Origin of the sequence: Microbacterium ureisolvens, assembly GCF_019511645.1 — a bacterium.
In the GTDB taxonomy this organism is placed as follows: Bacteria; Actinomycetota; Actinomycetes; order Actinomycetales; family Microbacteriaceae; genus Microbacterium; species Microbacterium ureisolvens_A.
This window is the reverse complement of the sequence record NZ_JAEUAX010000004.1, coordinates 355,270-367,937: the sequence shown is the minus strand read 5'-3', so window position 1 is coordinate 367,937 and position 12,668 is coordinate 355,270. Positions and strand designations below refer to the sequence as shown.

The 12,668-nt window shown below is 70.4% G+C and carries 8 protein-coding genes; 4 read left to right on the top strand and 4 right to left on the bottom strand.

Going from position 1 to position 12,668, the window contains the following annotated elements; translation table 11 throughout:
- From JNB61_RS20475 to JNB61_RS10190, 4 genes are all read right to left on the bottom strand, one after another.
- On the bottom strand, positions 1 to 2,422 hold a 2,422-nt coding region (locus JNB61_RS20475; protein WP_220339514.1), incomplete at its 3' end, for a cell wall-binding repeat-containing protein.
- 250 nt (positions 2,423 to 2,672) lie between these two features.
- Positions 2,673 to 3,659, bottom strand: a complete 987-nt coding sequence (locus tag JNB61_RS10200) for a glycosyltransferase family 2 protein (RefSeq protein WP_159845692.1) — start codon at positions 3,657 to 3,659, stop codon at positions 2,673 to 2,675.
- A 57-nt stretch (positions 3,660 to 3,716) separates the two neighbouring features.
- Complete coding sequence (locus tag JNB61_RS10195; RefSeq protein WP_220339513.1) at positions 3,717 to 5,072, bottom strand: O-antigen ligase family protein; 1,356 nt, start codon at positions 5,070 to 5,072, stop codon at positions 3,717 to 3,719.
- A complete protein-coding gene (locus tag JNB61_RS10190) occupies positions 5,069 to 6,547 on the bottom strand; it encodes an O-antigen ligase family protein (protein ID WP_220339512.1) in 1,479 nt (492 codons plus the stop codon). Before JNB61_RS10190 ends, JNB61_RS10195 begins: the two co-directional genes overlap by 4 nt.
- Before the next feature lie 79 nt (positions 6,548 to 6,626).
- Between JNB61_RS10190 and manA the strand changes: the two genes are divergently transcribed.
- From manA to JNB61_RS10170, 4 genes are all read left to right on the top strand, one after another.
- A complete protein-coding gene (gene manA, locus JNB61_RS10185; RefSeq protein WP_220339511.1) occupies positions 6,627 to 7,775 on the top strand; it encodes a mannose-6-phosphate isomerase, class I in 1,149 nt (382 codons plus the stop codon).
- Between the two features lie 194 nt (positions 7,776 to 7,969).
- Positions 7,970 to 8,296, top strand: coding sequence for a WhiB family transcriptional regulator (locus JNB61_RS10180; RefSeq protein ID WP_159845680.1), 327 nt, complete (start codon positions 7,970 to 7,972; stop codon positions 8,294 to 8,296).
- Between the two features lie 87 nt (positions 8,297 to 8,383).
- On the top strand, positions 8,384 to 11,260 hold the full coding sequence (locus JNB61_RS10175) for a glycosyltransferase (RefSeq protein WP_220339510.1): 2,877 nt from the start codon (positions 8,384 to 8,386) through the stop codon (positions 11,258 to 11,260).
- The gene (locus tag JNB61_RS10170; RefSeq protein ID WP_220339509.1) at positions 11,257 to 12,663 is read left to right on the top strand and encodes a DUF5719 family protein; all 1,407 of its coding nucleotides are present in this window, start codon (positions 11,257 to 11,259) and stop codon (positions 12,661 to 12,663) included. Before JNB61_RS10175 ends, JNB61_RS10170 begins: the two co-directional genes overlap by 4 nt.
- The last annotated feature ends 5 nt before the right edge of the window (positions 12,664 to 12,668 follow it).

The window sequence follows — 12,668 nt, the reverse complement described above, 5'->3', positions numbered from 1 at the left end:
CGGGGCCGCCGAGGTGCCCGGCCGCGGCTGCGCCTGACAGTGCGTCGGGGAACTTCGTGCCGTTGGCGAGATATGCGACGGGCGTGCCGGGATCGAACGTGGCCGCGGACACCGCGGCGGACGTCGCGTAGCGGTCCACCCCCGCGGTCCGCTCCACGACGCTCGCGTAGGTCTTTGCTTGGGTGAGGACGTTGTCGGTGATGGAGGCGTCGGATCCGAGGACGATGATCTTGTCGGGGTGGAGTCGCTTGAGCTCTTGGGCGACGAGTCCGGGGATCTCGTTCTCCTGGGTGAGGAGGACGGGGCCGCCGAGGTGCCCGGCCGCGGCTGCGCCTGACAGTGCGTCGGGGAACTTCGTGCCGTTGGCGAGATATGCGACGGGCGTGCCGGGATCGAACGTGGCCGCGGACACCGCGGCGGACGTCGCATAGCGGTCCACCCCCGCGGTCCGCTCCACGAGCAGATCGCCGGTGGGCTGGATGGTTCCGTTGATGTCGGTTCGGGTCTGTCCGGTGGTGAGGGTGATGGGGTCTGCGGCGGCGAGCGTGTTCTTGCCGTTCCACCACTGTTCTTGGACGGGGGTGGTGGCGGGGGAGTAGTCGGTTTCGTAGCCGATGGTGTAGGTGCCGGAGGGGACGGTGAGGGAGTAGGGGGTGTCGCCGTTCTGCGTGGTGTCGAAGTGGACTTCTGGGATGCGGGTCCAGTTCCCGTCGAGCTTTTCGTAGGGCAGTGCGCTGCCGAGGACGTTCCCAGTGGTGGCGAAGCCTTCGGCGTGAATGTTCCCGCTGATGGTGGAGTCGGCCGCTCGTGCGGTTACCTGGCCGGTCTCGGTGTGGCCGGCGGTGAGCTGGATGCTCGTCGCCGATCCGAAGCGGAGGAACTGCGCGGATTCGAGGGTCGATGTGCTCGTCTGCTCGTCCCAGCTCATCGTGGTCACTGCGATCCGGTAGCCGCCGGGGGTCAGGTTGCCCATGGTGATGGGGTAGTGGCCGTCCTCGGGGAGAGGATCGCCGTAGCTTGTCAGAACGTTGCCGTCGAGATCGGTGATCGAGATGCCGATACCGCTCCCTGTGCCCAGCAGGGCGGACGCGTCCAGGTCCAGGTCGATGCCGGCCCCATGGGCAAGAGCGGCGTCGATTCCGGCGGCGTTCCCGCTGGTCGTGGACACGACGGTGGCGTCATCGCGGTTTGCTGCGTCGTCGTAGTACTCCGGCGCGAGGTCGGGATAGGTCCATTGCGTACCGTCGTAATAGCTCGAGGCGGAGAAATAGACGACGAAATCGCCCGCGGGCAGGCGTGAGAGTGTGTAAGCGCCGGTCGTGGTGTCGATTTTCGTGTTGTCGCCATAGCTGAGGTACTCGCCGTCGGGGGTCATCACCGAGACGCGAGCAGCCTGCATCCACTCTTCAGGCGCATCGGCGGGGAGACTCACGGTGCCTGAGATGCTGCGACCGGACTCCAGCGTTGCGTTGATCCCGGACTCGTCGGCACTCGTGATATCGACGGGTGTCGCCGCAGAGATGGTACGCGCGTTGTCGTAGTACTCGTCGACGAGATTAGGCGGCTCGGCGCCGGGCATGACCGTCATGACCCGGAACGCGACCTGATAGGCGCCGGGTGCGAGCCCGGTGAGGGTGTATTCCCCGGTCGTCGAGTCGGGCCTCGCGCTGAGGCCACCCACCATGCTCTCGTTGACGGCTGATGCGCTGACACTCACAGAGTTCAGCCACTCCGACGGCGCACCGGCAGGGAGACTCACGGTTCCGGTGATGCTGCGGCCCTGCTCAAGCGCTGCATCGATGCCGGACTTGTCTCCGGTGGACACATCGACCGGAGTGGCTGTGGTCCAATCGGTGGTGTCGTCGTAGTACTCCGACACCAGGTTCGGCTTCACCGACGTGCTGCCGCCCCAGAAGGTGCCGACGCTGAAGTGCACCTGATACGCACCTGGGGCGAGACCCGTGATCGAGTACGCTCCGGTCGCCGGGTCAACCTGGGCGTAGCCGGATCCGCTCGTCGGCGCGGAAGCGTTGACCGAGATCGCGCTCAACCAGGCAGGGTCGGACCCCTCCGGCAGAGTCACGCGTCCGCTGATCGTCCGGCCGGTTGCGAGTTGCGCATCGATACTCGAGGCGCTGGCCCCGGACACATCGACCACCGCCGCCGAGTTCCAATCCGTGGCGTCGTCGTAGTACTCACTCACGAGATTCGGTCGCGAAAATCCCGACCCGTCCCAGACCTGATTCACGGAGAACTGGATCCGGTACGACCCCGGAGCCAGATCCGTCAGCGAGTACGTGCCCGTCGCCGGATCCACCCACACTGACTTGTACCCCGGACCCGAGACAGGCTGCGCCGACACCTGAACCGCACCCAGCCACTCTGCCGGCGCACCCGCCGGCAGCGACACCACACCCGACACCGAACGGTCATTCTCCGCTGCCGCCGCGAGCTGAGACCCGGGCGCGAGGAGCCCGATCACGAGCGCTGATGCGGTGATCGCCGCGCTCAGGATCCCGATGCGACCAGCACGGTTGGGACGGACGATGGTGATGCGAGATTGCGTGCGCGATGGTGACACGTAACACCCCAGAAACGAGCCGATGAGCCCGCCCAGGCGGTCGGGTGATCAGAATCTAGCAGGCGTTTGGTACTTCGAATTCCAACGTCGGTCAGGCCTGTGCCGTCGCGGCCTCGAGCGGCGGCATCGGCTGCCACGAGGCATCCTTCGCGATCTTGCGTCCGTCGCGCAGGCCCCGGAACAGATTCGACGTTCCGCGGAAAGTGCGCTCCACGAACACCAGCCGGATGAGCTCCTTGCCGAACGTCAGGCTCGTGCCCAGACCGAACAGCAGAGGGTTGTAGACGTCGAGCGAGCGGTAGTACTTCTTGATGTACGCGCGGTTGCGCATGATGTAGTACCGGTACGCGTTGCTCGAGGCGTTCATGTGGCGGATGCCCATGTCCCACTGCTTGATCTCGCGCGTGCGGCGCAGCACGAATTCGTCGACGATCACCGACTGGGTCTTGCGTGAAGCCAGCCAGCCGTACATCTGGTCGTCCCAGTAGATGAAGAAGCGCGGGTCGGGCAGGCCGATCTGCTGCACGATGTCGCGGTGGATGAACATGCCCTCGAAGCATCCGGAGTTCATCGGCTTGTAGCCGGACTCATCGAATTCTGCCGGCGCGTAGGGGATCGGGATGCCCAGGGGCTCGGCGATGCGGTACTGCCAGTAGAAGGGACTGCCGTCGTAGTCGTAGCGGCGACCCTGGATGCTCTTGAAGCGCGGCGCCCACTTGCCCATCTTGGCGAGGCCGTCGGGGAGGACCTCGACGTCGTCGTCCATGAGCCAGATCCACTCGGAGCCCAGCTCGTAGGCGACGCGCATGCCCTCGCTGAAGCCACCCGAACCGCCGGTGTTGGTGTCCAGCCGTCGGTAGATCAGCACAGAGGGCTCGAGGCTCTCACGGAAAGACTCGACGACGTCGGTCGTGTCGTCCGTCGAGGCGTTGTCGATCACGACGATGTGGCCCGGCTTCGGGTCCATCGTCGTCATGCTCGTCAGCAGACGCGCCAGCAGTCCCGACCGGTTGTAGGTGACGACGGCGATGGTCGCGGATGCGGGGTCGAACTGCGCGGCGGACGAAGCGTGGGTCACGGGGATGATCTCCGGAGAAGAATGGCGGGGCGCCGGGACGTCGGGCCGGAGAGAAGCCTACCCTGCCGTCCCTTGGTCTCCCTGGGCGTGCGGCAACCCCGAACCGCTCACCGAGCCGGGCCCCTCAGCATCCGTCCCGCTGTCGAGCTTCTCGCGCCAGGAGCGTGACTGACCCGCACGAACGGCGCAGAGGACGAGCATGAGCCACCCGAGTCCCGTGAGAGTGAAGCTCTCGAACATCGAGTCCACGAGCAGGGCGACGAGCATCAGGGGCGTCCACGCGTACACGACAGACCGGCGCTCGCCGGCGACCAGCCACGACCGCGCCAACGCGAGCGCCCCCAGCGCGAGGAACAGCACCAGCCCGACCCAGCCGAGCTGCAGGGCCACGTCGAAGTAGGCGTTGAGCCCGGTGGCGTGGTCCTTGCCGAGCCAGAAGTTGATGGCGTTGAAGGGGTATTCGCCCTGGTCCCAGACGCCGAACCACCCGAAGCCCTGCACGGGCTTCTGGCGGAGGATGTCGACCATGAAGTTCCACAGCTCCACGCGCATCGAGAAGTCGGTGCCTGCGCCGAGCAGGGCGATGATCGGATGCCTCGCCGTGTAGCCCGCGAAGACCCCGATGACGACGAGGGCCCCGAGTGCCAGCTGCAGGCCCGCGCGGCGCTCGGGACGCGCGTGACGCACGAGGGCGAGGGCGCCGACGGCGAGCCCGACCCCCACGGCGAGCACGACGACGGTGGGGGAGTCGCTCAGGACCGCGAGGCCGCCCGCCAGCACCACCGATGCCAGCGAGACACCGGGGCGCACCGACTGCGTGCGGTACTCGATGAGGAACGTGATGAGCGCCATCACGGCGACGAAGCCCAGCAGGTTGCGCGTGCCGAAGATGCCCTGCACGGGGCCCAACTCGGCGATCCTGCCCTGGATGCCGAGGAACGTGAACGGGATGTCGAGCAGGATGCCCGAGAGCACCTCGAGCGCGAGCGAGACGCCGAGGAGCACGCGCAGCACATCGCCGAGCGCGCGCACGGTCTGAAGGGTGTCGCGCACGTGCCCGATGACGACCGCGAGGAACGCGAGCGCCGCCATCGACAGCCAGCTCCAGAACGAGGCGCTCGAATCGCTCGACCAGAAGATGCTCGCGAACGCCCAGGCCACGAAGATCACGACGGTCGTCGGCACCAGACGAAGGAGCGACAGCTCAGGGCGGCGCGCGATCATCATCGACAGACCGAGCACGCAGAGGCCGGTCACGATCGTGACGTAGGTGACGGCGCCGGCGATGCGTTCGATGGCATATGCCGAGAAGACCGTGGCGAAGACGACGAGGGTGAAGGCGCGGGCGAAGGATGCCGAGGCCAGCAGTGTGCCCAGCCATCCGGGCCCTGCGGCATGCGGCGAGTCGGTCACGCGCCGCGCCCTGCCGGCAGGTCGTCCGCCGCAGCGCCGCCGCTGGATGCAGGGGTACCCGGCTCGCGCACGGCGCGCCGATCCCGCTCGACCGCGTCGCCGCGCTCGATCGCGACCGTCTGCTCGGCGGGGCCGACGCCGACGTGCGGCGACTGCTTGATCTTGGAGCCGAGCATCACGAGGAAGAGCCAGCCCCACAGCAGCAGCGGGCTCGACTCGGCGAGCCCCTGCACGAGGAGGATCGCCCCGACGAGGGTGGGCAGCAGCGTGAGCGGCGAGTAGGGCCGATCTGCGCGGAGGTCCCACCGCGGCCGATCGATGGCGAAGAACCACGCACGCCACACGAATGCGAGGTACAGCAGCGCGAGCAGCACCACGCCGACGATGCCGAGCTGCATCGCCACATCGACCCACATGTTGTGGGCTTGCATCACTGTCTGCCCGTGGTCGATGATCCAGCCGTCGAAGGCCGGGTCCGAGGGCACCCATGGTGTCGCGAAGCCCCAGCCGGTCCACGGCCGCTCCGCGGCGCGGGCGAGTACGGCCTCCCAGATGCGCTCGCGGCCGGTGAGGTCGGCGCTGCGGCCCAGCGAGGTGAAGATCGTGTCGCGCAGGAGCCATAGCGCCACAAGCCCGCCGAGGCCCACGACGACATAGCCGACGTAGTACTTCGTCCGCTCACCCGGCTTCGTGGCCCGCCGCATCAGCAGCACGGTGACCAGCACGACGACGACGGCGGCGGCCGTGAGATAGGCCGTTGCCGATCCGGCGCGCACGAACAGGAACGCCGACAGCCCGATCCAGATCCACAGGAACGTGCGCCGCGGCGCGCCGGAGGCGAGACGGATGCTGAACACGATGATCGCGAGGAGGGCGACGGGTGCCAGGAGGTTGGCGTTGCCCATGATGCCCTGGATGCGCTTGTCCCACTCGAAGAGGTTGTTGCGCGACCAGTACTCGATGGGGTCGTCCGCCTTGTCGACGACGAAGCCCGGCAGGATCGGTGCCCGCACGAACACCCACACCCAGAGCTCGAACAGGAACGAGAGCGCCATGACCCACTTGAGCGCCGACGCGGACGCCCGGACGAGCTCGCGCCAGGTGAGCACGCTTCCGATGAAGAGTGCCTGCAGCGTGGTGATCCACAGCAGCAGCAGGGTGAGCGCGGTCGTCGCGGGCCACGCCGACCACGCCAGCGACAGCGTCGCCCAGGCGACGTACGCGACCACGAACCAGGGGAGCCGGCGCCACTGCACGGGCGGACGCAGCACCATCCACAGCACGGCCGAGAGCACGCCGCCCGCGATGGTGATGACCGTCGTGGTGAGTTCGCCGAAGGCGTTGACCCACGCCGTGCCCGACAGCGACATGAAGAGAACGAGGATGCACCAGCCGCGCAGCATGATATGGCCGGTCTTCTCGCGGACCGGCGGTTCCGGCGGCGCCGACGCCGGATGCTTGGAATGGACGGCCATCGCTCTCAGGTTACCCCGGGCGGCCATGCGCTCCGCGAGCCCGGGAAGGGGTGTGACCACGCCTGGCTAGGCTGTTCGGGTGCTGATCCCGCTCGCGAACGACCCCCGCGATTACGCCTGGGGCTCGACCTCCCTGCTCGCCGATCTCGAGGGGCGCGCGCCGTCCGGTCGCCCCGAGGCGGAGGTCTGGTTCGGCGATCACCCCGGCGATCCGTCCGAGACGGCCGACGGTCGCACGCTCGACCGCTGGATCGCCGACGAAGGCGCGGCGTCGGGTGTGGGGGAACCCCTGCCGTATCTGCTCAAGCTGCTGGCCGCAGCATCCGCTCTCTCCATCCAGGCGCACCCGTCGAAGGCGCAGGCCGAGGCCGGCTTCGCGCGCGAGGAGGCCGCGGGGATCCCCCGCGACGCGGCCGACCGCACGTATCGCGATGCGAACCACAAGCCCGAGCTCATCGTCGCGCTGAGCGACACCTTCCGAGCGCTTGCCGGCCTTCGCGAGCTCGACGCCACGCGGCGCCTCATCGCGACGCTCGGACCGGGTGCCGCGCCGCTCGCCGAGCGACTGGAGGGAACGGATGCCTCGCTCTCGGCCGTCATCGGCTGGCTGCTGTCGGACGGCGCCGACGCCGCACGCGACGTGATCACGGCCGCCGTCGCGGCCGAGTCCGACGAGTTCGCCGCCGAGCTCGCCCTCGCCCGCACGCTGGACGGCGCGTTCCCGGGCGATCCGGGAATCGTCGTCGCGCTGCTCATGAACCTCGTGACCCTTCACCGGGGCGAGGGGCTCTTCGTTCCGGCGGGGGTTCTGCACGCGTACCTCGAGGGTCTCGGCGTGGAGCTCATGGCCGCGAGCGACAACGTGCTGCGCGGCGGGCTCACCCCCAAGCACGTCGACGCGGCGGAGCTGGTGAGCGTGCTCGACGCGACGCCGGGCCTTCCGCCCGTCATCCGGCCCCGTGAGATCGCGGCGGGCGTGCGCCAGTACGACGTGCCGGTCGCCGACTTCGCGCTGCTCGCCGTCTCGCCGAGCGCGGAGGGCGTCGACGTCGCGCTCGAGGGGCCGGCTATCGCGGTCGCGACGGCGGGGTCTCCGGCGGTGGCGGCGCTCGCGAGCAACGACGCGGCGACGCTCTCGCCGGGCGCCGCGGTGCTCGTCACCCCGAACGAAGGCGGCCTGCATGTGTCGGGTTCCGGCGAGCTCTTCGTCGCGCTCCCGGGCCGCTGAACCGCCGCTCTCATCGGCGCCTCATCGGTTTCTCATCGGACCGTTATGACAGAGCGACACGCCGTCGGCGCGTCGTGAAGGTTCAAGAGTCGGTTGAGCGTTTACTATCTGCGACTTGACCTCGTCGAACTACACGGGTGTAATTAGCCGTACACGCACCAGCGTGGAGCAGGATCACGGGGGGTGAGAACGACATGACGGTTTCGCAATTCCGTTCCGGCGTTCCCGACGACTGGTTCGTCGATCCGGTTCAACTGGGGGTTCCGGGGGTACGCCGCAACATCGACGCGGAAGACGACAATCCGCTCGCATGGCAGACCGACGCACTGTGTGCGCAGACCGATCCGGAGGCGTTCTTCCCCGAGAAGGGCGGCTCCACGCGTGATGCGAAGCGCATCTGCACGTCGTGCGACGTGCGAGGCGAATGCCTCGACTATGCGCTGCAGAACGACGAGCGATTCGGCATCTGGGGCGGTCTCAGTGAGCGCGAGCGTCGCAAGCTGAAGCGCCGAGCGGGCTGACGCGCACGCCGGTCGGCCGGTTCGATCCGGCCGACCCGGCGCGTGCGCCCGGCGTGACCTTCGAGCGCGACCTAGGCTGACCAGGACATGCCCACCGCCACGTCGAACACCGTCTCCTCCAACCGCGTCCACGCGATCCTGGTGGTCAGACCCGATGGTCGAACCCCGGCGGCATTCCATCTGAAGCGCACGCTCGCCGCGCTCCACGGGCAGACGCGCCCCGTCGATGTCCTCACGATCGTGGTGTGCGGGGGCGACGACCATCTCTTCGAGATCGCGGATGCCGCGGGCGCCGAGTTCGTCTTCCGGGCACCGGCGTCGATCGGCTACGCGGCGGCGACCGCTCTGGTCACGCCGCGGCTCGACGGCGACGCGGTGTGGCTCCTCGCCCAGGACACCGCGCCGGAGCCCGACGCGCTCGCGCGCCTCGTCGGCGCGCTCGAGCGGTCGCCGTCGGTCGCCTTCGTCGCACCCAAGCTCGTGCGCTGGGACGATCGCACCGAGATCGTGTCGCTCGGTGCCGGGATGACGCGGTTCGGTCGCACGGTCGGTCTCGCCGACGACGAGCTCGATCAGGGTCAGCACGATGCGCGGGAGGACGTGCTCGGCGCGGACGTCCGCGGCATCCTGGTCCGCACCGACGCCTGGACGAGGCTCGGCGGTCTCGATCGCGGACTGTCCGGTGCCGACGAGGGACTGGATCTCGGCGTGCGGGCACGTCTCGCGGGCGGACGCGTGTCGCTCGTCCCGAGCGCTCTGGTGGCGACCGCGGGCGACGGCGTCGCGGGCCTGCCCACTGCGCTCACACCCCAGCGCCGGCGTCGCGCCGCCTACGCGGAGCGCGTCGCGCAGCTGCACCGCCGGCTTGTGTACGCGCCGGCCGTCATGGTCATCCTGGATTGGCTGAGCATCCTCCCGCTCGCGCTGTGGCGCTCGGTCGTGGACCTCGTCCGCAAGCAGCCCGGTCGCATCGCCCCGGAATGGGCGGCGGCGGTCGTCGCCCTCGTGCGCCTCGTGCCCGTGTGGCGGGCGCGGCGCCGCCTCGCACACGCCCGAACGGTCTCGTGGTCTCAGATCGCGCCGCTGCGCACGACGCGCGGCGAACTGCTCGAAAGACTCGACGACGACCCGGAAGTCGCCCTCGGCGGTCACCGCCGCAGCGACCTGAGGTTCTTCGCCGGCGGCGGTGCGTGGCTCGTCCTCGCGGCGCTCGTGGTCTCGGTCGCCGCGTTCCCGGCGCTGCTGGCCTGGCCGGTGCTCGGCGGGGGAGCGCTCCAGCCGCTCGCGACCACTGTCGGGCAGCTGTGGGATGACGCCATGTTCGGCCAGCGGGCGCTCGGGCTCGACACTGTCGGCCCCGCGGATCCGTTCGCGGCGGTGATCGCCGTGCTCGGCTCGCTCTGGGCGTGGGCGCCTTCCCGCGCGCTGGTGCTGCTGTGGCTGCTGGCGCTTCCGCTCGCCGCGCTCGGCGGATGGTTCGCCGCCACACGGGTGACCGAGCGGGCGAGCCTGCGCCTGCTGGGCGGAGCGCTCTGGGCGTTGTCGCCGACGCTGTTGGCCGCTCTGACGCAGGGGCGCCCGACCGGGGTGATCCTGCATCTGCTGCTGCCGTGGCTGTTCTACGCCGGCGCGGTCGCGCATCGCTCGTGGGCCGGCGCCGGTGCCGCGTCGATCCTCCTCGCCGGCGTGATCGCTACCGCTCCCTCGCTCGCGCCCGCGATGCTCGTCGTGTGGATCGGCGCGGTGCTGGCGGCGGTCGTCCTGCGTGCGGGCCGAGGTGTCGCGCGCCTGATCTGGACACTCATCCCTTCGGCGGCGCTCGCCCTCCCGCTCGTCTGGAATGCCGTCGCGAACCACCAGGCCTGGGGGCTCGTGGCCGACCCCGGGGTGCCGTGGGCAGGACCCCAGGTGGCGGCCGACGCCGCCGGGCGCGCACTGCTGGCCGCCGGGATCCCGACCCCCGACCTCGCCGGCTGGACGACGCTCCTGCCCGACGGGCCCACGTGGTGGGTGCCGCTTCTCAGCGTGCCGCTCGCACTTCTCGCCCTCGCTGCACCGCTCACGCAGCGCTGGGCGGCCGGCATCGCGCTGCTCGTGATTACCGCCCTCGGTCTCGGCACGGCGTTCGCCGTGGTGGGCATCTCGGTCGCGTTCGTGCAGTCGGCCACCGTGCCGCTCTGGCCGGGCACGGGGCTCAGCCTCGCGTGGCTCGGGGGCGTCGGAGGCGCACTCGTGGCGCTCGACGCGGGCCTGGCTCCGCGAGTGGCGCTCGCGCGGGGGATCGCGGCGACCCTCGTCTTCGCGGCAGCGGCGACGCTCGCGGTGCCCTCCCTCACCGCGTTCACCCGCGGCACGGCGACCATCGCGGACGGCCCGGCGAGCACGCTTCCCGCCTTCGTCGCCGCGGAAGGACGCGAGGATCCCGACGTCGGGACGATCGTGCTCACGCCCCAGGCGGACGCGGGAGTCGCCGCGCAGGTGGTGTGGGGTGCCAGTGAGACGATCGGCGGCCAGACCACGCTGCTGTCGACGCGCACCGACGCGACCGGGCAGGACGACGAGCTCGCCGAGCTCGCCGCGGATCTCGTCACCCCCTCCTCGGAGGACGTGGTGGGCCAGCTCGCCGACCGCGGCATCGGCTTCATCCTGCTCGCGCCGAGCACGGAGCCGGAGACGGATGCCGCGCGCACGGTGCGGCTCTCCGCCATGACCGCGCTCGGCCAGCGTGACACGCTCGTGGTCGTGGGCGACACCGCCAAAGGCGAACTGTGGCGTGTCGTCGACCAGATCGCGCCGCGACCGGAGGAGGCGGCATCTGCCTCGGTCCTGGGCCGCTGGATCGCCTTCGGCCAGCTCGCGATCTTCGGCATCGCCCTGCTGCTGGCCGTGCCGACCGCCGCCTCGATCCGCGAGGCCCGGCGCACGCCGCGCGTCGTGGGACCCCACTGGCAGGAGGGCCGATGAGCGACCGCCGCGTGTTCCGCTGGGCGACGACGAGTGCCCGCCTGCTGATCGGCACCGCCGTGTCGATCCTGGCGGTGATCGCGGTCGTCACCGCGGTGTCGGTGCCGTGGCCCACGGTCGTGCGCGAGCCGCTGAGCATTTCCGCGAAGCCCGCGCCCGCAGCATCCGTGATCTCCTGCGACGGCGGCTTGCTGTCGATCGGGCGCAATCCCACCGCGGCTTCGACGGTGACCCTCGCCGCGCCGCAGTCCGTCATCGGGGGTACTGCCGATGGGGCCGGGGCGGCCCAGCAGCAGCTGCTGACGACGGGCGTCGGGCCAGGGCCTCTCGCGTACACCGCCGAGCCGCGCGACGGCCAGGCGGTCGACGTCGCCGCGACGGGTGCCTCGACGGCGAACGCCGACGACCTCTCGGGCTTCGCGGCATCCGCCTGCCGCCCGCCGCTCCTCGACTCCTGGCTGGTCGGCGGGTCGGGGGCGACCGGCGCCGCCGACCTGGTGCTGCTCGCCAATCCGGGCGCGGTCCCCGCGACCGTTCAGCTGACGGTGTACGGCGTGGACGGCCCGCAGACGCCGCCGGGCGGCACCGACCTGGTCATCGCGCCCGGCACGCAGCGCGTCGTGCCGCTCGCGGGCCTCGCGCTCGGCGAGGAGACCCCGGTCGTGCGCGTCTCGGCCGTCGGGGCGCCGATCCACGCATCGCTCCAGGCGAGCATCACGCGCACCCTGACTCCCGGCGGAGTCGATCAGGTCGGCCCGATCGCCCACACCGAGAACACCCAGGTCATCACGGGCATCACGGTCACGCGTCCGACCGACGCCGACGGCGCCGCGAACGAGACGACGGTGCTGCGGATGCTGTCGCCCTCGCTCCCCGCGACCGCGCGCGTGTCGGTCAACTCCGCCGGCCGCTCCGAGACGGTCGGAGAACCGCAGGAGCTGGCGCTCGAGCCGGGCAAGCCGCTCGAGCTCGCACTGAACGGACTGGCGCCGGGCGCCTACACGGTCACGGTCGAGGCGGATGCCCCCGTGGTCGCTGCGGTGTGGCAGGCGACAGGCGTCGCGTCGGGCGACGACTTCGCCTGGTACACGCCGGCCCCCGAGGTGTCGGTGCCGTCGCTGTTCGCGACGCCCGGCGGTCCGACGCCGTCGCTGACGCTGGTGAACCCGGCCGACGAGGCGGTGACGGTCGAGGTGGCCCCGACCGACGGCGGCTCGGCGCTCAATCTCACGGTTCCGGCGAACGGGTCCGTCGCGGTGCGGCTGGCGACGCGCACGGTGTATCTGTTCGACCCGCAGGCACCGGTGCGCGCGGGCTTGTCGTTCTCGGGCGACGGGGCGCTCGCCGGGGTGCCGGTGTGGCCGGCCGACGTCGCGACGCCCGAGATCGTCGTCTACCCCTGACCCTG

Coding starts and splice junctions, on each gene's coding strand:
- JNB61_RS10190 (WP_220339512.1), bottom strand. CDS start 6,547: ATGGCCGTCCATTCCAAGCATCCGGCGTCGGCGCCGCCGGAACCGCCG.
- JNB61_RS10180 (WP_159845680.1), top strand. CDS start 7,970: ATGACGGTTTCGCAATTCCGTTCCGGCGTTCCCGACGACTGGTTCGTC.
- JNB61_RS10175 (WP_220339510.1), top strand. CDS start 8,384: ATGCCCACCGCCACGTCGAACACCGTCTCCTCCAACCGCGTCCACGCG.
- JNB61_RS10170 (WP_220339509.1), top strand. CDS start 11,257: ATGAGCGACCGCCGCGTGTTCCGCTGGGCGACGACGAGTGCCCGCCTG.